General features: G+C 65.1%; 27 protein-coding genes. 4 read left to right on the top strand and 23 right to left on the bottom strand.

Annotated features, from left to right (window positions below):
• Positions 1–10 precede the first annotated feature (10 nt).
• Positions 11–175: a hypothetical protein gene (locus tag D9R08_RS19085; protein ID WP_158598937.1), complete on the top strand. Its 165-nt coding sequence runs from the start codon at positions 11–13 to the stop codon at positions 173–175.
• A gap of 13 nt (positions 176–188) precedes the next feature.
• A complete protein-coding gene (locus tag D9R08_RS06060) occupies positions 189–1,373 on the top strand; it encodes a vWA domain-containing protein (RefSeq protein ID WP_121897123.1) in 1,185 nt (394 codons plus the stop codon).
• A 100-nt stretch (positions 1,374–1,473) separates the two neighbouring features.
• On the opposite strand, the gene D9R08_RS06055 is transcribed toward D9R08_RS06060, so the two are convergent.
• From D9R08_RS06055 to D9R08_RS06045, 3 genes are read right to left on the bottom strand one after another with little or no spacing between them, the layout of a single operon-like run.
• A complete protein-coding gene (locus D9R08_RS06055; protein WP_158598936.1) occupies positions 1,474–2,139 on the bottom strand; it encodes an L-2-amino-thiazoline-4-carboxylic acid hydrolase in 666 nt (221 codons plus the stop codon).
• Between the two features lie 52 nt (positions 2,140–2,191).
• The gene (locus tag D9R08_RS06050; RefSeq protein WP_121897121.1) at positions 2,192–2,794 is read right to left on the bottom strand and encodes a TetR/AcrR family transcriptional regulator; all 603 of its coding nucleotides are present in this window, start codon (positions 2,792–2,794) and stop codon (positions 2,192–2,194) included.
• Positions 2,791–3,168 carry a hypothetical protein gene (locus D9R08_RS06045; protein ID WP_233557289.1) on the bottom strand — a complete coding sequence of 126 codons (378 nt, stop codon included), beginning with the start codon at positions 3,166–3,168 and terminating at the stop codon, positions 2,791–2,793. Before D9R08_RS06045 ends, D9R08_RS06050 begins: the two co-directional genes overlap by 4 nt.
• Before the next feature lie 96 nt (positions 3,169–3,264).
• On the opposite strand from D9R08_RS06045, the gene D9R08_RS06040 reads away from it, so the two are divergent.
• Positions 3,265–3,963: a M48 family metallopeptidase gene (locus D9R08_RS06040; protein ID WP_121897120.1), complete on the top strand. Its 699-nt coding sequence runs from the start codon at positions 3,265–3,267 to the stop codon at positions 3,961–3,963.
• Between the two features lie 16 nt (positions 3,964–3,979).
• Here D9R08_RS06040 and D9R08_RS06035 read toward each other — a convergent pair whose 3' ends face one another.
• The 10 genes from D9R08_RS06035 to D9R08_RS05990 form a co-directional block, all read right to left on the bottom strand.
• The gene (locus D9R08_RS06035; RefSeq protein WP_121897119.1) at positions 3,980–4,522 is read right to left on the bottom strand and encodes an RSP_2648 family PIN domain-containing protein; all 543 of its coding nucleotides are present in this window, start codon (positions 4,520–4,522) and stop codon (positions 3,980–3,982) included.
• Entirely contained in the window at positions 4,519–5,727 is a 1,209-nt protein-coding gene (locus D9R08_RS06030) for an RSP_2647 family RNA methyltransferase (RefSeq protein ID WP_121897118.1), read from the bottom strand. Before D9R08_RS06030 ends, D9R08_RS06035 begins: the two co-directional genes overlap by 4 nt.
• A 39-nt stretch (positions 5,728–5,766) precedes the next feature.
• A complete protein-coding gene (locus tag D9R08_RS06025; protein ID WP_121897117.1) occupies positions 5,767–6,396 on the bottom strand; it encodes a DUF6778 family protein in 630 nt (209 codons plus the stop codon).
• 199 nt (positions 6,397–6,595) lie between these two features.
• Positions 6,596–7,420, bottom strand: a complete 825-nt coding sequence (locus D9R08_RS06020) for a fumarylacetoacetate hydrolase family protein (protein WP_121897116.1) — start codon at positions 7,418–7,420, stop codon at positions 6,596–6,598.
• A gap of 4 nt (positions 7,421–7,424) precedes the next feature.
• A complete protein-coding gene (locus D9R08_RS06015; protein WP_233557287.1) occupies positions 7,425–8,138 on the bottom strand; it encodes an HpcH/HpaI aldolase family protein in 714 nt (237 codons plus the stop codon).
• A gap of 145 nt (positions 8,139–8,283) precedes the next feature.
• On the bottom strand, positions 8,284–9,288 hold the full coding sequence (locus tag D9R08_RS06010) for a FliM/FliN family flagellar motor switch protein (protein WP_158598935.1): 1,005 nt from the start codon (positions 9,286–9,288) through the stop codon (positions 8,284–8,286).
• Between the two features lie 101 nt (positions 9,289–9,389).
• Positions 9,390–12,071 carry an ATP-binding protein gene (locus D9R08_RS06005; RefSeq protein ID WP_121897113.1) on the bottom strand — a complete coding sequence of 894 codons (2,682 nt, stop codon included), beginning with the start codon at positions 12,069–12,071 and terminating at the stop codon, positions 9,390–9,392.
• Position 12,072: 1 nt separating this feature from the next.
• Entirely contained in the window at positions 12,073–12,384 is a 312-nt protein-coding gene (locus D9R08_RS06000; protein WP_233557285.1) for a hypothetical protein, read from the bottom strand.
• The gene (locus D9R08_RS05995; RefSeq protein WP_121897112.1) at positions 12,381–12,788 is read right to left on the bottom strand and encodes a response regulator transcription factor; all 408 of its coding nucleotides are present in this window, start codon (positions 12,786–12,788) and stop codon (positions 12,381–12,383) included. The genes D9R08_RS06000 and D9R08_RS05995 overlap by 4 nt, the downstream gene beginning before the upstream one ends.
• An 81-nt stretch (positions 12,789–12,869) precedes the next feature.
• Positions 12,870–14,192, bottom strand: coding sequence for a helix-turn-helix transcriptional regulator (locus D9R08_RS05990; RefSeq protein ID WP_121897111.1), 1,323 nt, complete (start codon positions 14,190–14,192; stop codon positions 12,870–12,872).
• 189 nt (positions 14,193–14,381) lie between these two features.
• On the opposite strand from D9R08_RS05990, the gene D9R08_RS05985 reads away from it, so the two are divergent.
• The gene (locus tag D9R08_RS05985; protein ID WP_147450621.1) at positions 14,382–14,744 is read left to right on the top strand and encodes a hypothetical protein; all 363 of its coding nucleotides are present in this window, start codon (positions 14,382–14,384) and stop codon (positions 14,742–14,744) included.
• A gap of 91 nt (positions 14,745–14,835) precedes the next feature.
• Here D9R08_RS05985 and D9R08_RS05980 read toward each other — a convergent pair whose 3' ends face one another.
• The 10 genes from D9R08_RS05980 to D9R08_RS05935 all read right to left on the bottom strand — a co-directional run bounded on the left by D9R08_RS05980 (position 14,836) and on the right by D9R08_RS05935 (position 23,032).
• Entirely contained in the window at positions 14,836–15,198 is a 363-nt protein-coding gene (locus D9R08_RS05980) for a DUF6768 family protein (RefSeq protein ID WP_121897109.1), read from the bottom strand.
• Positions 15,185–15,742, bottom strand: a complete 558-nt coding sequence (locus D9R08_RS05975) for an RNA polymerase sigma factor (RefSeq protein WP_121897108.1) — start codon at positions 15,740–15,742, stop codon at positions 15,185–15,187. The genes D9R08_RS05980 and D9R08_RS05975 overlap by 14 nt, the downstream gene beginning before the upstream one ends.
• 139 nt (positions 15,743–15,881) lie before the next feature.
• Positions 15,882–16,865: an ABC transporter substrate-binding protein gene (locus D9R08_RS05970; protein ID WP_121897107.1), complete on the bottom strand. Its 984-nt coding sequence runs from the start codon at positions 16,863–16,865 to the stop codon at positions 15,882–15,884.
• A 35-nt stretch (positions 16,866–16,900) separates the two neighbouring features.
• The gene (locus D9R08_RS05965) at positions 16,901–17,809 is read right to left on the bottom strand and encodes an ABC transporter permease (protein WP_121897106.1); all 909 of its coding nucleotides are present in this window, start codon (positions 17,807–17,809) and stop codon (positions 16,901–16,903) included.
• A complete protein-coding gene (locus D9R08_RS05960; protein WP_407690597.1) occupies positions 17,806–18,717 on the bottom strand; it encodes an ABC transporter permease in 912 nt (303 codons plus the stop codon). Before D9R08_RS05960 ends, D9R08_RS05965 begins: the two co-directional genes overlap by 4 nt.
• 50 nt (positions 18,718–18,767) lie before the next feature.
• Positions 18,768–19,226: a GNAT family N-acetyltransferase gene (locus D9R08_RS05955; RefSeq protein ID WP_233557284.1), complete on the bottom strand. Its 459-nt coding sequence runs from the start codon at positions 19,224–19,226 to the stop codon at positions 18,768–18,770.
• Positions 19,216–20,013: an ABC transporter ATP-binding protein gene (locus D9R08_RS05950; RefSeq protein WP_199709267.1), complete on the bottom strand. Its 798-nt coding sequence runs from the start codon at positions 20,011–20,013 to the stop codon at positions 19,216–19,218. The genes D9R08_RS05955 and D9R08_RS05950 overlap by 11 nt, the downstream gene beginning before the upstream one ends.
• A 23-nt stretch (positions 20,014–20,036) precedes the next feature.
• Entirely contained in the window at positions 20,037–21,500 is a 1,464-nt protein-coding gene (gene hydA, locus D9R08_RS05945) for a dihydropyrimidinase (protein WP_121897103.1), read from the bottom strand.
• A 24-nt stretch (positions 21,501–21,524) separates the two neighbouring features.
• Positions 21,525–21,776 (bottom strand): hypothetical protein, encoded by a 252-nt coding sequence (locus D9R08_RS05940; protein WP_147450620.1) that lies wholly within the window; start codon positions 21,774–21,776, stop codon positions 21,525–21,527.
• Between the two features lie 5 nt (positions 21,777–21,781).
• Positions 21,782–23,032: a Zn-dependent hydrolase gene (locus D9R08_RS05935; RefSeq protein WP_121897101.1), complete on the bottom strand. Its 1,251-nt coding sequence runs from the start codon at positions 23,030–23,032 to the stop codon at positions 21,782–21,784.
• Between the last annotated feature and the right edge of the window lie 6 nt (positions 23,033–23,038).

Here is a 23,038-nt window from a genome sequence, read left to right as displayed (position 1 = left end):
AGGGGGCAAAATGCTGAATCTGGTCGGGTTTGGTCTGGGCATTCTTCTGGGGCTCTGGACCGCCTATAAACGTGGCGGCAGCGCGCTCGATCTGTTGCACTACGCCACGATTTTCGGGCTGATCGGCTTTGTCGTCGGCGCCTTCGCCATGCTTGTGATCCCCGCACCGGCATGAGAGGCTGCGCCTCATGTTCCTGCCGTTCTTCGAAACCCTGCGCATGGCCCGCATACCTGTGTCATTGCGGGAATATCTCGGCTTTCTCGAAGGGGTTTCCGCCGGTCTGGTGACCTATGACGTGGATGGGTTCTACTACCTTGCTCGCACCGCGATGGTGAAGGATGAACGCCATCTGGACCGGTTCGACCGCGCGTTTGCCCATGCGTTTGGCGGGTTGGAGCAAATCACCCCGGAGCAGGTACTGGAGGCCGCCGAGATCCCGCCCGAATGGCTGGAGAAGCTGGCGGAGAAGCACCTGAGCGAGCAGGAGCGCGCCGAGATCGAGGCGCTTGGCGGGTTCGACAAGCTCATGGAAACGCTCCGCGAGCGGCTGAAGGAACAGCAGGGCCGCCATCAGGGCGGCAACAAATGGATCGGAACCGCGGGCACCTCCCCTTTCGGGGCCTATGGCTACAACCCCGAGGGGGTGCGGATCGGGCAGGACCGCTCCCGCCACCGCCGCGCGGTCAAGGTCTGGGACAAGCGCGAGTTCAGAAACCTCGATGGCGATGTGGAACTGGGCACGCGCAACATCAAGGTCGCCCTCAAGCGGCTGCGCCAATGGGCCCGCACCGGCGCGGCGGAGGAGCTTGATCTCGACGGGACGATCCGCGCCACCGCCGAGCATGGCTATCTGGACGTCAAAACCCGGCCCGAACGCCGCAATGCGGTGAAGGTGCTGCTGTTTCTCGATATCGGCGGATCGATGGATGACCATGTGCAGGTTGTCGAAGAGCTGTTTTCCGCCGCGAAATCGGAATTCAAGCATCTGGAACACTATTACTTTCACAATTGCCTGTACGAGGGCGTCTGGCGCGACAATCGCAGGCGGTGGACCGATCAGACGCCAACCTGGGACGTGCTCAACACCTACGGGTCCGATTACAAATGCATTTTCGTCGGCGATGCCGCGATGAGCCCCTATGAGATCGCCTTTGCGGGCGGCGCGAATGAGCATTGGAATGCAGAGGCCGGTCAGGTCTGGCTGGAACGCGCCTGCGCCCAGTGGCCCGATTTCCTGTGGATCAATCCCACGCCGGAGCGGCACTGGCGCTACACCCAGTCGACGCAGATGATCGCGGAGATCTTTCAGGGTCGCATGGTGCCGATGACACTGGAAGGGCTGGACCGGGGCATGCGGGAACTCAGCCGCTAGGACCGCGTGGCGCCCGGCCCGCCATCGGGCACGTCCGGATGGGCCTGTGCCGCGCGCGGTCCGCAGGCGTTGCAAGCCGCGCCCGACGGCCCCGAAATGCCTAGCGCGCGGAATGAGGATGCCAGGCGGGCAGCGCCATCTGCTCCGCCGGGACCCGGCGCAGGCAGAAATCGCAGACGTCGCAGCCCTGGGCCAGGGTGCCCGAGCGGCTGACTGAGACCGGGCGGTCGGAGGCGTTCACGATCTCTATCCATTGCGCATCCCAGGCGCACAAGATCGGGGTCAGATCGCTGCGCCCGGCATCCCAGAAGTAATCCGCAAAGGCGCATTCCGTGACCTTGAGCGTGGCGTGATCAGGCCCGTTTTCCTGGTGAAACCGCATGCCTGCGCCCCAGATCAGCCTTGCGCGCGCGCTCAGCCTGTCACCGTCCTGCGCCTGGCCCACGGGGTCAGACGCGGTCCAGAGCCAGGCCCGTGTCAGCCAGTGCGCCAGCCCCTTCCCGCTTTGCAGAAAGGCGGCCCCGGCCCGGTCGCGGGCGGCCCGCCGGTCCAGCCCGGCTTCCTCCAGCAACTCCGCCGCGGCATGAAGCCCGGTGGCCAGCGCCTCGTTGAAGGCGGTCTGGGCGCCACCGCCGGAGAAACCGCGGCGCGCGGCAAGCTGCGCCGCGCGGATCCTGAGCGCCTGATCGTCGATCTGCACGTCTCCGCCACGGTTCAGCGCCCGCAGGAACCCGCGCCGCCAAAGGGTGATGATCGCGTTGGTCATCTCGGTCTCCTCTTCGCATCTCAATCCATTGCCATCAGCACGCGAAAGGTCTTCACGGGCTACACGGGCGGGGAGCAATTTTCCGTCGAAATTCGGGCTCGGCAAACCGGGCCTTAAGCATGTCATCAAAAATGGTGTAAAGCCGGATGCGGTCTTCCAGCGAGATATCAGGCCTCAGCATCACGATCCCGCTGAAGGCCCCGTAATCGAGCAGCGCGATATCCTGCGCCATCGCCGGATCGACACCAAAGCGCATCTCGTATATCCGCGCAGTGAAGCTCAGCCGAGCCGCATCCGTCGCCGCCACCTTTGCGGCCAGGGCCGGGTCCCGGGCGGCAAGCTTCCGGATGTTAAGTTCCAGGTGCATGTCAAGCGCGATCATCTCCTGCACGATCCGCTCGAACGCCTCCGCATCGAACTGCTCCAGATCGAAATCGGCAATCGGGTTGTCCGTCTGGACCGCGCGCCAGTGATCCACCAGCGCCTCCAGAAACGTCGCCTGATCGGCGAAATGATGGTAGAACGATCCCTTGGTCAGTCCGGCCTCGGCACAGACCTTGTCGATACGCAGCGCATCGGGCCCTTCGGCGCTCAACAGATCAAGGCCAAGGGTCAACCAATCATCGCGATCAAATCTCTTGCGCGGGGCGGTCATGCGGCCAGCCCCCAGAGACCAAGGCCGATCACCGGCAGAAAGAGCCAGCCCTGGGGCAATTGCCCATAGCCCGCCCCGATCACAAGCGGCAGGATCAGACCAAGCGCCGCGAACCCCACCGCAAGGGCAACGCCCGCCATGGCAAGCCCGGTCGCGCCGCCCGCGCCAAGACCCGCGGCCAGAAACAGCCCCGCCATCGCCAACAGCGTGACCGAAACCAGATGCCAGCACAGATAGGCCGTGTCGCGCGCCAGATCGGGCAGATCCCGGCTTGCCCTGAGCGGTGCCGCCACCTGGCTGCCGCCGACGAACAGATGAATGCCGGCCCAAAGACCCGAGAGCGCGGAAGCGGCAAGAAAAGGTGTGGAGATCATCGGACCGACTCAATGTTGTTCAAATTTACATACCAGATGGTATGGTTCATGCAAGTCCCTATTGCCGCCCGCCTGCCAGTGCCCCATATCCTGCCTATGCTCAAGTTTACGCCCATCTTGCTGGCTATCATCTATGCCCTTGTGATGTATCAGTTTTCCGCCTGGCGCACCCGGCGGGAGCTGGATCAGCGCTCCACCGAACTGGCCGATCCGCGCCTGAAGGCGTTGACCGACCGGATGGCCGAGGCGCTTGGCGTGGAGCGGATCAAGGTGAATCTCTACGAGATCGATCCGGTCAACGGGCTGGCGGCGCCGGACGGGCGCATTTTCCTGACCCGTGGATTTTTCAACAAATACCGTCTGGGCGAGGTCAGCGCCGAGGAGATGGCCAGCGTCATCGCTCATGAACTGGGTCACGTCGCCCTTGGCCATGCGCGCCGCCGGATGATCGATTTTTCCGGACAGAATGCGGTGCGCGTGGCACTGGCCACGGTGCTGGGGCGGATCATCCCGGGCGTCGGTGTCTGGATCGCGAATATGCTCGCCTCGCTTCTGATGGCGCGGCTGAGCCGTCAGGACGAATACGAGGCGGACGCCTATGCCTCGGCGCTGCTGGTCAAATCCGGGATCGGAACCGAACCGCAGAAAAGCCTGTTCACCAAGCTTGAGGGGCTGACCGGGATGGGCGGGCGCGGCATTCCCGCCTGGTTGATGAGTCACCCGAAAACCCACGACCGGATTGCCGCGATCGAGGCGTTGGAGGCCCGCTGGGCCCGCGAGTTGCCACAGGAATAGGCGGCGGTCTGCGCCGCTAGACGGTAAGGGCCTTTCCCAGCCGGGGAAGGCGCGCGCGCTTCATCAGCTTGCGCAGATCAAGGTCTTCACCCGACAAGGTTTCGGCCTGCCGATACACCCGACGCACCACCTCTTCGATCACCTCGGGCGCCTCGGCCCAAAGCCCGCGCAGGAGCGCATCGGGATGCAGGACGCTGAGCCCCGGCCCCTCCAGTTCACGGGCCGGGAAATCCTTCAGATTCAGCGTGACGATGGCCTCCGCCCGACCCGAAAGCGCGGTGGCCAGCACATGCACATCGGCGGCATCGGGAAGCCAAAGGCGCGCCTCCAGCGCCGGATCGGGGGCGATTTCGGCGTCGGGCCAGAGGGCGCGCAGACGGGCAATTTCGCCCCGCGCAATCACCTCGTCCGCCGGGTCGCGGCGGGCCGCGGCGCGAGCCCATTCCTCAAGAATGCGCGCCGACCAGACCGGTGTGATCATCCCGGTCCCTGCAACGCCCATCAGGATCTCCCGCAGAACCGTGGGGTAGAGCACGCAGGCATCCAGGCAGGTCCTCATGGCAGCAGCCGGAACGCCAGTACCTTCAGATAACCGGTTTCGGTCAGATCGGGATGTTGCGGGTGATCGGGCCCGGCAAATCCGGTGTGGATCAGCCTCGGCACCCGCCCGGCCCGCCCGATCCCGCGCAGGCACGCCGCGCGGAACTTGCCAAGATCAGCGGCATGGGAGCAGGAACACAGGATCAGCACGCCCCCCGGTGCGACCAGCGGCGCGGCCAGCCGGGCGACACGTTCATAGGCGCGCAGGCCCTTTTCCAGCGCAGGTTTCGACGGCGCGAAGGCAGGCGGGTCGGCGATCACGAGATCGAAGCTCTCGCCCTCCTGCTCCAGCGCCTCCATGACCGCGAATGCGTCGCCCCTGCGCGTGGTGAGATCGGCTGCCCGCCCCATGGCGCGGGCCCCGGCAAGGGCCAGATCCAGCGCGGGTTCCGAGGCGTCGACGGCCATTGCGCCCGTCGCGCCGCCCGCCAGACAGGCCAGTGCGAAACCGCCGACATGGGAAAAGACATCCAGCACGCGGGCCTCCCGCGCCAGTCCCGCCGCGACCCCGTGATTGAACCGCTGATCGTAGAACAGCCCGGTTTTCTGGCCCGCCATAACATCGGCCATGTAGATCGCCCCGTTCATCGGAACCGGCATCGGCCCCTCGGGCGCGGCACCCCGCAAAACCACAGTTTCCTCGGCAAGCCCTTCGGCGGCGCGCGCGCGCCCGCTGCCGTTCTTGATGAGGGCCGTGCACCCGGTCAGATCGGCGAGGATTTCGCTCAACATGTCCAACCGCTCCTCCAGCCAGATCGCATTGGGCTGGATCACCAGTGTCTCGCCGAAGCGGTCCACGATCAGGCCGGGCAGAGCGTCGCCCTCGGCATGGATCAACCGATAATAGGGCGCGTCGAACACCTTCTGCCGCAGATCGAGGGCGGCCGCGATCCGCGCGCGGAGCCAGTCCGCGTCGATCACGGCGGTGGCGTCGCGATCCAGCATCCGAAAGGCGATTTTCGCCTCGACCGTGGCGACCCCCACCCCGACAGGCCGGCGATCCGCATCTTCGAGGATCGCCAGCGCGCCGGCGGGAATGCCGCGGGATCGGCGGTCCAGCACCAGTTCATCGGCCCAGACCCAGGGCGCGCCGTGGCGCAGTCTGCGGGCATCGGCCTTGGGTTTCAGACGCAGGGCGGGCAAAGAAGAAGGGGGCGCAATCATGCGCCCCCTCTATCTTGGATCGATCCGGTCCGAAAGGGATCAGTTGAGCCCGGCCACAAGCATCGGGTCGCCGCCAAACGCCTCGCCCGCCCAGGAACGCAGGCGCGCCTGGATGCGGTCGCGCTGAAAAATGCCGTCGCGCTCGGCAGCCACCGCATCGGGGCCGACAAGGGCCGGGAAGGTCACGTCCACATGGGTCGGCCCGTAAAGAACGGCACCGGTTTCGGCATGGCGGACCACCAGATCGAACTCGATTTCATGTTCGCCGCGGAGATTGCTGTAGCGGGTGCGGTCGGTCAGCGCGTGAAACCGGGTCATCACGAGGCGGACCTGCACCGGCACATCGCCGTCCAGCCGGGCAAGGGCCTGCCGCAGGGGCGGCGTCATCACATCGGCCACTTGCTGGTGCCGATTGCCAATCGGGTCTTCGCGCCAGACGATATCGGCGCGCGGCTTGATCGTATTGGCCTCGGACACGGTGAGCGAGGTCGGGACATCGACGACCAGCCCCTCCACCCGCCAGTCCTGCGCCAGAGAGGCCACGGACGACGGCGCGGATTGAGCGGAGCCGAACTCCAGCGGCGCGTTGCGGGTAACCGTACCGGGTGCGGAACAGGCCGAAACCGCCAATACCGTACCCAGGATCGCAAGTGAGATCAGACGTTTCATTCTTTTCCTCCTGCCCCCGAAAGACGGGCAACTCAGATATTATTCGGGCAAGGCTGCCGCTCAAAAGAGGCCGCAATGCGAAAACCCCGGCGCGCTGCCGGGGTCTTTTGGTGATTAAATCTTGTCTCAAATACGGCGCAATGCCGGTGAAACGACCCGCCCGCGCCGTGGCTGACACAACGGCAAAGACTGCCGCAGGTCAGCCCTGCGCGACCTGCATCCGCTGCTGGCCAAGGCGGTCGATCTCCAGAACCACCTCGTCGCCGGGAGCCAGAAACCGCGGCGGAGACATGCCCGCGCCAACACCCGGCGGCGTGCCGGTGGCGATGATGTCACCGGGATGGAGCGTGAAGAACCCGCTGAGATAGGAGATCAGTCTTGCCACCCCGAAAATCATGTGCCGGGTCGAGCCGTCCTGCCGTAACTCGCCGTTTACCGACAGGCGCAATCCAAGCGTCTGCGGGTCGCCGATCTCGTCGGGGGTCACCAGCCATGGGCCGATCGGGGCGAAGCTGTCGCAGCTTTTGCCCTTGGTCCACTGGCCTGCCCGGTGTTTCTGATAGTCCCGCTCGGACACATCGTTGACGGCCACATAGCCCGCGACATGGGCCAGTGCATCGGCCTCGTCCACATGTTTGGCGGGCCGGCCGATGACCACGCCCAACTCGACTTCCCAATCGGTCTTGGCGGATCCGCGGGGAATGTAGATCGTATCGGTCGGACCCGTTATGGCCGACGTCGCCTTCATGAAGATCAGCGGCTCGGGGGGTGGGGTCGCGCCGGTTTCCGCGGCATGGTCGGCATAGTTCAGACCGATACAGACGATCTTGCCGGTCCCGGCCACGGGCGGGCCGAGCCGGGGCATGCCGTCGACCACCGGACCATCGGCAGCGAGCCGGTCCAGCCGGGTCAACACGTCGCCGCCCAGATCCGCCACCTGGCCGGACAAATCGCGGATCCGTCCCTCGGCATCCAGAACGCCCGGTTTTTCCGCTCCCGCCTCGCCATAGCGCACGAATTTCATAAACTCACTCCCCTTCCTGCATGTCCTTGAGTCCCGTCACCGCGGCCCGTGCACCCGCCAGAATCCAGGCGTGTTCCGAGGCGATGAAAAACGCGCTGACCCCGTGGGCGCTTACGCGCGCGGCCTGCGCCGCATCCGCCACGAATGTCATGTATCCCTTGCCCGCAGTCCGCGCCGCCCGGCCCACCGTTTCGAATGCGGCCCGCAACTCGGCGCTGTCCTGACTGGTTTTTCCGTAAGCGACGCTCAGATCGGCGGGCCCCAGGAAGACCGCATCGATCCCCTCGGTCGCGGCGATGTCATCCGCGCAGTCAACCGCTTCCGGGTCTTCGATCTGGGCGATCACAACCGTCTCGGCGGCGCTTCGGGACAAAAGCTTGGCCATGCTGCCGGTGCCATAGCCCGCCCATCTGCTGGAGCCCGCATAGCCCCGCCCGCCATGGCCGAAGCGGGCGGCCTTGGCAATCTTCGCAGCGCCCGTCCCGGTCATCACATGCGGCACCACGACACCCACGGCGCCCGCATCGAGCGCCTGCAGAATATGCTCCGGCGCGGATGAGGCCACCCGAACCAGAACCGGAAAGCCGCCCGCGCGCGCCACTGCCAGACAATTCCCCAGACTGCAGCGATCGAAGGGCGCGTGTTCCTGATCGATGCATACGAAATCGAGACCGGAGAGCATCAGCACCTCCATCACGTCGACGGCGGGTGTCTTCATAAATGTCCCGGCCAGGACTTCCCCCGAGACGAGCCTTGATTTGAACGATGCCGGTGCCACGCGCCTGCCTCCCCCCAACGGGTAATTCTGCCGAGACCCTGCCGGGATCGCCGGGGGAATGCAATTGCCCATGGCCGGGCCGGTGTCAGGCGATGGGGCGTGCTGCCGGGTCGGAGCCGTCAGGGCCGGGGATTTGCCGGCCCGCAGCTTCGGGCATGCCCGGATCCTGCCCGTCACCGGGTGGGGCGGGCGCAGGGTCCGGCGGTGGCGCGGCCTCGGCGGATGACCCGGGAGACCGGGTGGCCGGCTCGGTTGTCAGGCGCACCGCGCGCCGGCCGCCTTGCTGGCCCAGACGGCCCCGCAAGACGATCCGGCCATTGCGGTCTTCAAGAGAGATGTTGGCCAGATCGGCGGCCTCGAACGGGATCAGATCTCCGGGCGCGAGACGCTCCAGCTCGGCCAGGCTGCGCACCCGGCGCATCAGGATCACGTCAAGATCCACCTCCGCTCCGACGATCGTCTGACGAAAGGCGGTCTGCCACGCCGGGTCCAGCGCGGAGCGCGCCGCCTGCTGCGCCGCCGCCGACCCCGACCCGGCGGGGACGATCAGCAAGACCTTGCCGGTTTTCGCACCCTCGCCCAGGCTCAGCTCCACCTCGAACTGGTGATATGCGGCATCGGGCATCAGAAGCGGCAATTGCCGCCGGTCGGCCAGCGGACCGCCAAAGCTCATCCGGCGGGGCCAGTCGACGCCCTGAACCCCGTCCAGCTCCGCCGCAAAGGCCGAAAGCAGCAATTCGATGAAATCCTTGGTCAGGGCGATGTCGATCTTGGTGAACGGCCGGTCGGGGCCCTGCACCGGATCGACCCGCCCCGTCGTCTGCACCTCGATCAGCGCATCGACGACCGGCTGCTGCAACAGGCACAGGCCGCGCGCGCCGTGGGGCGCATCCAGACCGGTCAGCAAGCCGCCATCGGGCAACCCGGTCAGAAGATCGCCGATCAGAAGCGACCAGCTTACATCGTCCCTGCCCGGTTCGGGCACAAGGCCGGCAAAGGGCGCGCCCGCCCGGCGAAGGGCCCGCTGAAAGGCGCGCCGCGCGCCTGCCCCCCGGTCCGCAGCCGGGGTGGCGCGCGCCCGTTTGGTCATGCGCTGCAGAACGGATAAGCTGGCGGTATCCGCCATGAATGCCGGCCCTTCAATCTGGAAAATCCCGCGGGCTTTATGCCCCATGCAGGGTTAAGAAACCCTTAGGCCGCGCGCAGGGCACGGCCCGGCAGCCGAACCCGGAACCGCGCGCCCCCCTGCCCCGGCACATAGGTCAGCCCGCCGCCCAGACGGCCCATGATCTCCCGGCTGATCGCAAGGCCGAGACCCGCCCCGGGGGCCTCGCCCGCCGTATCGCCCCGGGCGAATTTCTCGAAGATCAGCGATTGCTGGCGGGGTGCCACGCCGGCGCCGTTATCGGCGAACTCGACCTCGACCCGGCCGGGCAGCCGGAGAACCTCGATCCGCAATTCCGGTTGCGCCGCGTCGCAGTACTTCTGCGCGTTCGAGATCAGATTGATGAACACCTGCGCCAGACGGTCCGCATCGGTCCAGAGCGGCACCTCCTCATCGGCGCGGGTGCGCAGAATGCTGAGCCGCGTGCCGCCCACCAGCGCGCTGGTGGCATTCACGGCCCGGTCCAGCACATCGCCAAGCATCGTGTTGCCTTCGTTCAGCGTCACCCGGCCGTCTTCCAGCACGGCCAGATCCAGCAGATCGTCCAACAACCGCGTCAGCCGCAGGCTTTCGTCATGGATGATCCGGCTGAAGCGGGTCCGCCCCTCCGCATCCAGATCCTCGCTTTTCATCAGGATCTCGGAAAATGCCCTGATCGAGGTCATGGGCGTGCGCAACTCATGGCTGATCTGGCTGAGAAAGGCGTCTTTCTGCACCGACAGTTCGGTCAGTTTCTGGTTCGCCTCCCTCAGGCGCGCGGCGGTCTGGGCCAGCTCCGCCGATTTCGCCTCCAACTGGCTGGAATACTCCATCATCTGCGCGGTTTCATCGGCCACCGCGAGCAGATCGCGCACCGACACGCTGGCGCCGCCGGTGATCTGGCCCACCATCGCATTGGCCGTCGCCGCGCCGACGGAGCCTGCGAGTTCGCGCTCCAGCTTTTCAAGAAAATCGGGTGTCGGTTCGGGCAGGCGCGCCTCGCGGCCCTGCGCGGCGGCGGCGTCGCGGAACAGGCGCGCGGCGCGGCCTGCACCCAGAATCCGCTGCGCCATGATCAACAGGTCATCCGCCGTCCCGGCGCTGCCCTTCCATGCCAGCGGCGTGCGCGAATGCTCGTAGACATTCACGAATTGCGCGCCCATCAGACGTTCCATCGGGCTGGGGAACGTGAACAGCGACACCAGCACGAAGGCAAAACTGTTCACCCCGAGCGACAAGACCATCGCGGTCAGAAGCGGGTCTGCCCCGTCCAGCCCCAAGGGCGTGGCCGGTCTGAGCCATGTCAGACCGAAGGGCCCGTTTTCCAGAACACCCTGCATCAGACCCGCGGTCGCCGCATTCGGAACCAGCAACACCCAGCCCCATATCAGGAAGCCTAGCGCGATCCCGGCCGCCGCCCCGGCCCGTGTCGCCCCGCGCCAGAAAATACCGCCCAAGAGGGCCGGCAGTACCTGCGCTACCCCCAGAAAGGCGATCAACCCGATCGAGGCGAGCGCCTCCGTCCCGCCGGACATGCGGTAATAGACGAGCCCCAGCGTCAGAACACCGGCAATGCTCAGACGGCGGGCCATCAGCGCCACGCGGCGCATGTCGCCCGTCATGGGGTTTTCACCCTTCGTGGCGCGCATCCAGAGCGGCACGATGATATGGTTCGACACCATCGTGCTAAGTGCCAGCGCGGCAATGATCACCATCGATGTCGCGGCGGAGAAGCCGCCCAGAAACGCAAACAGCGCAAGCCCGTCCTGCCCCGCGGCCAAGGGCAAGGTCAGCATGAAAAGATCTGGGTTCGCACCCTCGGGCATCATGTGCAGACCGACCACCGCGATCGGGATCACGAAGACGCTCATCAGCAGCAGATAAAGCGGAAAGGCCCAACTGGCGGTGGCCAGGTGCCGTTCATCGGCGTTTTCGACGACCATCACCTGAAACATCCGCGGCAGGCACAGGATCGCCGCGCCGCTCAGCACCGTCAGCCCGACCCACCGCGCGCCGTTCGATGTCCAGGTGGCGATCGGGCTCTCCTCGATCCGCAGCAGAACGTCACGCGGTCCGTCCGCCAGCCCCCAGACGACAAAGCCGCCAACCGCCAGCAACGCGAACAACTTTACGATCGATTCCAGCGCGATGGCCGAGACCAGACCGGGGTGGCGCTCGTTCACATCCAGCGACCGGGTGCCGAAGACGATGGTGAAAAGCGCCAGCCCCCCCGCAACCCAGACGGCCGTGCTTTCCGTATCCGGCGCGCCAAGCGCGCCGGGGCGCGCAAAGACCGAAAAGGACAGCGTGACCGATTGCAGTTGCAGCGCGATGTAGGGCGTCGTCCCGATCACGGCCAGGATCGTCACCATCGCCGCCAGACCGCCGGATTTTCCGTAACGGCTGGAAATCATGTCCGCGATCGAGGTGATCCGCTGCGCGCGGCCGATGCGCACCATTTTCCGCAGCAGCCAGAACCAGCCAATGAACACCAGTGTCGGACCGAGATAGATCGTCATGAATTCCAGACCCGACCGCGCCGCCGAGCCGACGGCGCCGTAAAATGTCCATGCGGTGGTGTAGATCGACAGGCTGAGCGTGTAGACAAGTGGGGAGCTGAGCCAGCGGGCCTTGCCCTCGGCGGCACGTTTTTCGGCCAGAAACGCCACCCAGAAAAGGCCCGCGACATAGAGGACGCAGACCGCGACCAACCCGTCGAAGGACAGCATCCTAGCGCTCGCCCGGCTGATCCGGGTCGCTCGGCGTGATCCGGTCAAGCGCCCGGGCCAGCGCCGCGGCCACCACGATCAGGGCCAGCCAGACACCCAGGAAGTACACCAGCCACCCCGCCGTCGCACCCCCGACACCGGCATCGGTCGTCAGAATGAACACCGGCCCGAAGAACAGGAACGCCCCCAGCACGGGCAAGAGCTTGGCCGCGTCCTGCAACCGGTTCCGCCGATAGGTCCGGCGCTCAAGAAACACACGTTTGGCCATCGTGTCGCGGGTCCCTCTCGGGGTGGATTTGCCATGGCGGTTCATGACCCTTGTTCGGGCAACCCGGCGCCGTTCAGACTGACGCCACGGGCGACATCGCGCAAGGTCTCCACCATCTCCGCGTTCGAAAAGGGCTTGGTCAGATAGGCATTCGCGCCGAGCGACAGAGCCAGATCGCGATCCTTCGCCTGCCCCTTGGCGGTCAGCATCAGGACTGGAAGGGTCCGCGTCTCCGAGGCGTTCCGCAGATCACGCAGGATGTCGAGACCGGAGCGGCCGGGCAACATCACATCCAGCACCACTACGTCCGGCGTCAGGCGCGCCACCGCGTCCAACGCTGTTGCGCCATTGCCATGACCATGCACCTCCCACCCGTCGCGGGACAGGATAAAGCTTATGGCTTCCAGAATATTGGCCTCATCCTCGACCAGCAAAACCCGCGTGCCCAAACCGTTCTCCTCCGATGGTCAGGCGTCATGGAGTCAACACTGCCCGTTTTCTGTGCGAAGTCAAACGCCTGTTGGGCCAGCTCATCCGACAAGACTGTCCATGCGCCGGGCCGTGCAATCCTCTCGCGGGCAAACGGCGCAGCCCGGTCCGACGGGCTGCCCACCAGACCCGGCCCGCTTTTCCTCCACCGGGCGCAGCAGCATCGTCGCCCGCATCACGGGCTCCGCCCCGAACCCCGCCGCGTGGGCCGGCTGGCAAATGGACCAGGCGCTGAAGGTGGTGCCGTTCGGCAGATCCAGCAGGCTTGCCTCGGGCACCATCGGTTTGCTCAACGCCCGGTAGAGCGGCCAGAGCGGGCATCCGGCCCCAAAACGCGGAATCGAAAAAGCCCCGATCCGGCGGCGGAAGATCAGCGCGCCCGCCGCGTCGCAGACCGCCAGCCCGAACGGCGGCGCACCCTTGGACCGCGGCAGGCTTGCCAGACGCCGCAGAACCAGCGCCACGTCACCGCCGGCCATCGGCAAAAGCGGCTCGGGCTCGAAACCGCTGTCCAGTGCTGCGGCAAGAAACGGTTTCAGCGGCAGGCGCGCGGCATCCTCGGCGTAATTGCGCAGCAGGCGTTCGGCCAGCGTCCGCGTCGCGGGATCCTCCATTCCCGCCACGCCGACAAGGATCGCGCCGATCGTCCCGGGGCCGGCCTCCTCGATCATCGGGAAGTGATGGTCCATCGCGTCGAAAAACGCCTCCACCGTTTCCTGCGGCGTGGATGGCGCACCCTGCCGCCCGCCCTGACTTTCGAAATGCGACAGCATCGCCGTGGCCCGCGCCGACAGTCTTTCCGCCTCTTCATGCAGGTTGCGGTGAAAACGCCCGCGCCATTGCGGCTCTATATCCGGCTCGCGCACCAGAATATCCGCGGTCGAGCGGATCGCCGCGACGGTCGACAAAAGTTCGTGCATTGCCTCAGCCAGAACCGGATCATGGGCCAGCCGGTCATGCAGCCCGTCGACCAGCCCCTCAAGGCCCGCGATGCGTTTGTGCTGTGACGCGATCAGCCCGGCCCATCCCGGGAAGCGACCCGCCAGTTCATCGATCCGGCCGGTCTCGGGCGCCGGGCCGAAGGCGGGCGGGCTTTCCCCCGCCGCCCCCTGCAACGCATCGAACAGCGAGGCATCCGCCCCCTCGCTCAGCGCGGTCGGCTCCACCTCCAGTTCCCGGGCCAGATCGACCAGAAGCTTGCCGCCGATCCGGCGGCGGTTATGCTCGATCAGGTTCAGGTAGCTGGCCGAGATGCCCACCGCACGGGCCAGATCGCTTTGTCTGATCCCCATCACCGTACGCCGTTCCCGGATGCGGCTTCCGGTAAGCGCGTGGCGGCGCTGGGGCGCGGAGCGTTGGGTCATGACGTGCCTCGGAACTGGGCGTTGTCAAAAGTTGTATAGAAACGGTGCCGCGTCTCAACACACATGGCGTCGCAGGGTGGAAAAGCCCGTCCCGCCGGAAAATACCTAGAATTTGACCCGTCTGTTTCGCCGCGCATGTATAAGGTGTATGTTGTCCGGTGGGGGCGATAATGGTGTGGAGTACATCCCATGACCACATTCTCTCCGGTGTCCGGTCCTCCGGTTCCGGCACCCATGGCCCAAAGTCAGGCCCCTGTCAGTTCAAGCTCGGAACGGGCCTCTCCTCCCGCAGGCGGCATTCCCGCCCTCGGGCGCGAAGCGGTCACGCCCACGCGCGACAGCAACCGGTCCGACAGGTCAACCAACTCGACCCCTCAGGATCCGCCGAAGAATCCGCCGGTTCTGAAAGGGTTGAACGTGGAACCGCTGGACACCCGGCTGGTGGGCGATCAGGACAAGATCCCCAATCCCCCGCCGCCCCCGGGATCCGACATTCCGACAAGGCTGGCCGAGATGACGCCAACCGCACGACAGGTGGATCTGCGCCGCTGATCCTGCGCGCGCAGCCACTTGCCGCATCGCATCTGCAGACACCCCCGGCCCTGCCGGGCGGGGTGTGCCTGTGCTGCACGCCAACCGCGGATCAACGGTGCCGTTCTGCCAGCATCAGCTGTGTCCGTTTCAACTCGCGCAGGATCCGGTCCGCCTGAATCTGCGGCATCAGGCTCAGCTTCATCTGCAACGCCATCAGCAGTAATACGGCACCCGGCAGGCCCCATCTCAGAGCGCCAAGTGCATCGGCGGCCCCGAAGAACCGGATCGCGCAATAGGTGCCCAGGGCGAACAGGATGATCTGGATCACCATGACCACCCAAGTGACCCAGCCCAGTTTGCCCCGGAACTGCGCCAGCCCAAGCTGGAACCAGCCCTGCTCTTCGGTGGCGTCGAGGATCGCGCGATCCTCGGCTCTCAGAGCCTCTTCGATCAGTTGGTCAAGCTTGCTCATCGCAGTCTCCTTTCAACGCCTCTCTCAGTTTCAAGCGCGCATGCATAAGCCGGGATTTGACGGTGCCATGCGGGATATCCAGCGCCACGGCGACCTCGGCCACGCTCATGTCTTCCAAATAGAACAGCGCAACCGTGGCGGCATGATCCGGCGGCAGGGCGGCAACCGCCCCGCGCACCGCCCTGGCATCCGACGCATCGGGGCCGGCCTCGGGCGTTGCCACCGGCAGTTCGGCCGCGGCAGCGCGCAATGTCTCGCGGGAGGCGATCTGGCGCCTGATCTGCCGGGCCACCCTGCGCGTCACGATCCGCGTGGCCCAGGCCGGAAAAGCCACCGGGTCGCGCAGTCGCGGCAGGCCGCGCAGGATCTCCACCCAGGCCTCCTGCACCACATCGCGCGCCATCTCCCGGTCGCCCAGCAACCGCACCGCATGGGCCAACAGGCGCGGGCCGCGCAGATCGGCGATCTGCGAAAGGGCCGCCCGGTCACCCTGCTGCGCGCGGGCAACCAGCATCTCCTCCAATATCCGACCTGCCTGTCGCATCCGCCGTCTTTCTCGCTCTGTCAGGACTAAGGTGGCCGCCGGTGCCGAACCGGTTCATCGCAGGCGCATCAAATCGGCGAATTTGTATGAAAAAGGGCGCGGCCCGAAGGCCGCGCCCGCGTGTCACCCTGCGAAAGATCTACTCGCTCAATGCCTGATCGGTGATCATGTGGGTCCATGCGCCCTCGGGCTCGGCCGTGATGACCGGGTCGGATCCGCCGGCAAGCAGGGTCGCCACCGTCCGCTCATAGGCGGCCACGTCCAGCGCGCCGTTGGAGCCCGCGGTCAGCAACGCCACCTCCCCCATCATCCGGGTCTGGTGCTCCTCGGTCTGGGCGCCAGTCTCGTCGTAGTCCAACACGATCAGCGCCGCCTCATCGGGGTTTTCCTCGGCCCATTTCCACCCCTCCATGGAGGCGCGCACGAAACGCACCATCCGGTCGACGAACTCCGGGTCCTCAAGGTTCTCTTCCAGAACCCACATCCCGTCTTCCAGCGTCGCGACACCCTGATCCTCGTATTTGAACGTGATCAGATCGTCCGGTGACACGCCCGCGTCGATCACCTGCCAGTATTCGTTATAGGTCATCGTGGAGATGCAATCGGCCTGCCGCTGCAACAGCGGGTCGACGTTGAACCCCTGCTGCAGCACCGTCACACCGTTCTCGCCGCCATCGGTCGGGATGCCCAGCTGGCTCATCCAGCTGAGAAACGGATATTCGTTGCCGAAGAACCAGACGCCAATGGTCCGCCCGGCCAGATCCGCGGGTTCGGTGATGCCGGTATCGGCCCAGCAGGTCAGCATCAGGCCGGAGGAGGCGAAAGGCTGCGCGATGTTCACCACCGGCAGGCCCCGCTCCCGCGCGGCCAGCGCCGATGGCATCCAGTTCAGCATCACATCGGCCCCGCCGCCGGCCAGAACCTGCGGCGGCGCGATATCGGGACCACCGGGCTGGATCGTCACGTCCAGGCCCTCGGCCTCGTAATAGCCGTTCTCAAGCGCCACGTAATAGCCCGCGAACTGCGCCTGGGTGACCCACTGCAACTGCAACGTCACCTCATCGGCGACGGCTGCGCCGGTCGCCAGCCCCAGCGCAAGCGCGGATGTCATCAGATGTTTCATTTTCTTCCCTCCAAGTTGGTTCGTTTGTTGTTTCGTTACCGCTGCGACGGATGCCAGAATGTCAGCTTTCTCTCCAGCATGGCCATCAACCCGTAAAGCCCGGTGCCGGCCAGGGCCGCAACCACGATCGATGACCAGACCATATCCATGGCCAGCCGGCCCACCTCAATCTTTATCCGAAAGCCCATCCCGACCGTCGGGGAGCCGAAAAATTCCGCCACAATCGCCCCGATCAGCGCAAGGGTTGTGCAGATTTTCAACCCGTTGAAGATGAACGGCAAAGCGGCGGGCAGGCGCAGTTTGAACAGGGTCTGCCAATAACTGGCCGCATAGGTCCGCATCAGATCGCGCTGCATCACCTCGGACGCCTTCAAGCCCTGCACCGTGTTGACCAGCATCGGAAAGAACACCATCACCACCACCACGGCGGCCTTCGATTGCCAGCCGAAGCCGTACCACATGACCAGGATCGGCGCGGTCCCCACAATCGGCAGGGCGGCGATGAAATTGCCCACCGGCAGCAGGCCCCGTTGCAGAAAGGGCGAACGATCCACCGCCAGCGCCACCGCGAAGGCCGCTGCGCAGCCCATCACATATCCCGACATCGCGCCCTTCACGATGGTCTGCACGAAATCCGCCCAAAGCGTGTCGGTGGAGGTGATCAGCCGCGCCCAGATCGCCGATGGCGCAGGCAGGATGACGGGCGAAACCTCGTAAAGCCGGACGGCCAGTTCCCAGAGTACCAGCAATGTCGCGCCGAAGAGGATCGGTACCACAAAGCCGCCAATCGCGCGGCCCGAGTTGGACAGCCAGATGTTGATCCCCCATGCCGCCAGCCAGACCGCGAGGATCAGGCCAAGGCCCTGATCGGCGGCAAAACCCGCCAGAACGACCAGAAGCGCGACGGAGGGGCCGAGCCATGGGCTGCGCCAGAACGCGGTCATCGTGCCAATCCCATGCGTTTCAGCGTCACACGTTCCGCAAGGCCAATCAGCGCCACCAGCGCCGCCGCGCAGATCGCCGCCATGAACAGGGCCGACCAGATCTGGATGGTCTGCCCGTAATAGCTTCCCGTGAGCAGCCTTGCGCCCAGCCCGAACCGCGCGCCCGTCGGCAATTCGGCGACAATCGCGCCCACAAGCGCCGCGGCAATGGCAACCTTCAACGAGGTGAAGAGATAGGGCACCGAGGCCGGCAGCCGCAGTTTCAGCAATGTGGCCAAGGTGCCCGCCGAATAGGTTTTTAGCAGATCCATGTCCATCGCGCCGGGGCTGCGCAGCCCTTTGACCATGCCCACCACCACGGGGAAGAAACTCAGGTAGGCCGAGATCAGCGATTTCGGCAGCAGCCCCTCGATCCCGATCGAGTTCAGGACCACGATCACCATCGGCGCGATCGCAAGGATCGGGATGGTCTGGGAGGCGATAGCCCAGGGCATCACGCTCATATCCATCGCCCGGTTGTGAACGATCCCGATCGCCAGCAGAATGCCCAGTGTCGTGCCGAACAGGAAGCCAAGCAGGGTCGGCGCCAGCGTCTGATAGGCGTGGAAAAACAACGACCGCGGGTTGCCGCGCAGCTCGCCACGGCGCTCGCGCATCACCGGCTCCCCCGCCGTCGTCTCCCACAATTCGGCGAAGACCTGATGCGGCGTCGGCAGCACGGGCCGCTCCTGGTTCATCGCGTCGGCGATCACCTCGCCTGCACTCAGTTCCTCGCCTGCGCGCTCTGCCTGATCCAGCGTCCAGGCCCGGTTCATCCCCACGCTCGCCGCGTACCAGAGCGCCACGATCACCCCGAGAACCGCAAGGATCGGCATCACGTGATGAACCGTCCCGGCCATACCCCGCATCAGGCCCCCGCCCAGGCCTGCGCGCATCGCGCCGGTCCGGGACATGTCGGTCATCGGCCGGCCCTTTCCCATCTGAGCAGAACGTCCGGAAGACCCTCTTCATTATCGCCGTCGGTCTGGCGGATCTCGCGAAATCCCTCCCGGGTGTAGAAATTCCGCGCGCCGCGATTGGCGACGAAGGTCCACAACTTCAGCCTGTCGCGCCCGTCCTTCGCGACGTTCAGCAGCCCCCGGCCGATACCCAGCCCCGGCTTGGCGACATAGAGTGCGGTCACAAGATCGTCGTCCTCGTCCATCGCCAGAAACCCGTGGATCGGGTCGCCGGTTACCCAGACCCTCCGCTGCTCAAAGACGAAGTCGCGATAGAAATCGCGCACCTCATCGGCCGTATGCACCCGGGGCATCCAATCCCGGTCGTCGATCCAGCCATTCAGGATATCGGCGCAGGCCACCGCATCCTCGCGTCGGCCAGGCCGAACATCCTGCCTGATCGCCGTGTCAGTCATCATAGGCATGCCCCGCGCGCAGCCCCTCACGCACCCGGTGCGCGATCTCCAGAAACTCCGGCGTATCGCGGATGTCGAGCGGGCGCTCCTTCGGCAGATCGTTTTCGATCACGTCGGTGATCCGGCCCGGGCGCGGCGACATCACGACGATTCTGGTGGAGAGATAGACCGCCTCCGGGATCGAATGGGTGACGAAACCGATGGTCTTCTCCGTCCGCGCCCAAAGCTTCAGCAATTGCTCGTTCAAATGGTCGCGCACGATCTCGTCCAGCGCCCCGAAGGGTTCGTCCATCAGCAGCAGGTCGGCATCGAAGGCCAGCGCCCGCGCGATGGAGGCCCGCTGCTGCATACCGCCCGACAACTGCCACGGGTACTTCTTCCCAAATCCTTCCAGATCAACCAGTTGCAGGACGTTCCTGACCCGCTCTTCCTGCTCTGCGCGGCTGAACCCCATGATTTCCAACGGCAGCTTTACATTCTTCTCGATGGTCCGCCACGGGTAGAGGCCGGCGGCCTGGAACACATAGCCATAGGCCCTGTTTCGCCGCGCCTCGTCCGGCGTCATGCCATTGACGGTGATCGCGCCGCCCGTGGGATGCTCCAGCGCCGCGATGACCCGCAGAAAGGTGGTTTTGCCACAGCCGGAGGGACCGATGAAGCTGACGAAATCGCCCTTGTCGATCTGAAGACTGACGTCTTTCAGCGCATGGACAGGCCCATCGTTCGTCTGAAACGTCAAATCGAGGTTTTTCGCTTCGATGACAGGAGGTTGGGTGGCGGGATCTGCCATCCGATATTCCGGATCTCCCGCCATCACACCCCGCTCGGAATGTTCAGCGGATTACGCTCGATCTTGCGGGGCGTGTTCAGCGATTTCCACTTCGACAGCGCCTTCGACGCGCTGGCATAGGGCTTGCGCTTCACGAATCTTCCGCGCCCCGGCTGGGGCTGGCTGTTCTGCCCATAGGCCCAGACCACATCGCCGCGGGAGAGCGTGTAGCGCGGCTGCGCCGTCACCTCCATACCCTCGAACACATTGTAATCAATAATGGATTTCTGGGTGCTGACATGGATTTCCTTGCTTATGCCCGGATCCCAGACCACCACATCCGCATCCGCGCCGGGCACCAACGCGCCCTTCATCGGATAGATATTCAGGATCTTGGCGATATTCGACGACGTCACCGCCACGAACTCCTCAGGCGTCAGCCGGCCCGTCTCGACACCCTTGGTCCAGAGCATCGCCATCCGCTCTTCCAGCCCGCCGGTCCCGTTCGGGATGGTGGTAAAATTGTCCAGCCCCATGCGCTTTTGCTCATCGGTGAAGGCCGCGTGATCGGTGGCCACCACCTGCAACGAGCCCGCCGCCAGCCCGTTCCAAAGCCCGTCCTGATGCTCTTTCGAGCGGAAGGGAGGCGACATCACGCGGCGCGCCGCATATTGCCAATCCTTGTTGAAGTATTCGCTTTCGTCGAGGGTCAGGTGCTGGATCAGCGGCTCGCCATAGACCCGCATCCCCTTCTGCCGCGCCCGCCGGATCGCTTCATGCGCCTGCTCGCAGGACACATGGACGATGTAGAGAGGCGTGCCGGCCGCGTCGGCGATCATGATCGCGCGGTTGGCCGCCTCGCCCTCCACCTCGGGCGGGCGGGAATAGGCATGGCCCTCCGGTCCGGTGATCCCTTCGGCCAGATACTTCTGCTGCAGCTCCTGCACGATATCGCCGTTTTCCGCATGGACCAGCGGCAGTGCCCCCAACTCGGCGCAGCGTTTGAAGGAGGCATACATCTCGTCATCCTCCACCATCAATGCGCCCTTATAGGCCATGAAATGCTTGAACGTGTTCACGCCGCGTTCGTTAACAACGGTCTCCATCTCATTGAAAATACGCTCGTTCCAGTCGGTGATTGCCATGTGATAGGAGATGTCGACGCAGATCTGGTCCTTCGATTTCCGGTCCCAGTCGTCCAGCGCCGACAGCAGGCTGCCATCCTCCCCCGGCAGGCAGAAATCCACCAGCATCGTGGTGCCGCCCGCAGCCGCCGCGAAGGTGCCGCTTTCAAAGGTCTCCGCCGCGGTCGTGCCCATGAAGGGCATTTCCAGATGGGTATGCGGGTCGATGCCGCCAGGAATGACATAGGCGCCTTCGGCGTCGATCACCTCATCGGCTGACAGGTTCTCGCCAATCTCGGCGATCTTCTCCCCCTCGATCCGCACATCCGCCTTGAACTGGCGGTCCGCGGTCACGACGGTTCCGCCCTTGATCACCTTGCCCATGTCATCTCTCCCCTCATGTCGGCCTTACCCTTGCGTGCAGATCCCGCGCCCCTGGCGTGTCAGCAGGGGAATATACGTGTCCTCCACCGGTCCGCGATGCAGATACCAATAGCAATTGTCGTCCTGCAAAATCACATTGGTCAGATCCTGCCCCGGCGGCAGCAACGCCAGCGTCTGTTCGGAAAACTGGACGGACGGGGCGTTCGGATCCGCGGGCGGGGCCGGTTCGCAGGCGGCCAGCGCAAGAAACCCGCCAAGGACAAGCAATTTCTTCAATCTCTTCACTCCACTATCTGAGCTGTTTCGACAACGGCATGGAACAGCACATTCGCTCCGGCCGCCGCCCATTCCGGGCTGATCTCTTCTGCCTCGTTATGGCTAAGCCCGTCAACGCAGGGGCACATCACCATCGCAGTGGGCGCCACCTTGTTGATCCAGCAGGCATCATGGCCCGCGCCGGAGATCAGATCCCGGTGGGAATAGCCCAACCGCTCCGCCGCGCCCCGCACGGCGGCCACGCAATCCTCGTCGAACTTGACCGGATCGAACCCTCCAACCTTCTCGAACGCGATCTCAAGGCCCATATCCTTGCATATTTCCGACCCACCCGCCTTCAGGCGGTTTTCCATGTCCTCGATCACCGCCAGCTCCGGGGATCGGAAATCAACCGTGAACACGACCTTGCCGGGGATCACGTTGCGGGAGTTGGGATAGACATCGATATGACCCGCCGCGCCCACCGCATGGGGCGCATGGCTCCAGGCGATTTCGTCCACCAGTTCCAGCACACGGGCCATGCCGAGGCCCGCGTTCTTGCGCATCGGCATCGGTGTGGAGCCGGTATGGCTGTCCTTTCCGGTGATCGTCACCTGTGTCCAGCTGAGACCCTGCCCGTGGGTCACCACACCGATTTGTTTGCCCTCCGCCTCAAGGATCGGCCCCTGTTCGATATGCAGCTCGAAAAAGGCGTGCATTTTCCGGGCGCCCACCTCTTCCTCGCCCTTCCAGCCGATCCGTTCCAGCTCAGAGCCGAATTTCAGACCCTTCGCATCCTCGCGCTCATAGGCCCAGTCCTGGGTATGCACACCTGCGAACACGCCCGAAGAGAGCATGGCGGGCGCATAGCGCGTACCTTCCTCGTTGGTCCAGTTCGTTACCACGATCGGGTGCCTGGTCTTGATGCCCAGATCGTTGAGCGACCGGATGATCTCCAGCCCGCCCAGCACACCCAGAACCCCATCATACTTCCCGCCGGTCGGCTGCGTATCGAGATGAGAGCCGACATAAACCGGCAGCGCGTCGGGGTCCGTCCCTTGGCGCATGGCGAACATGTTGCCCATCTGGTCCAGCCCCATGGCGCAGCCCGCCTGCTCGCACCAGCTCTGGAACAGGGCCCGCCCCTCGGCATCTTCATCGGTCAGGGTCTGCCGGTTGTTGCCCCCCGCGACACCCGGGCCGATCCGGGCCATCTCCATCAGCGACTCCCACAAGCGCTCGCCATTGATCTTCATGTTCTCGCCGGGTGCCGGCATAAGATT

This window comes from Rhodophyticola porphyridii, from assembly GCF_003688285.1.
Classification (GTDB): Bacteria; Pseudomonadota; Alphaproteobacteria; order Rhodobacterales; family Rhodobacteraceae; genus Rhodophyticola; species Rhodophyticola porphyridii.
The sequence above is the reverse complement of the archived record's forward strand: the minus strand, read 5'-3'. Positions and strand labels throughout refer to the sequence as shown.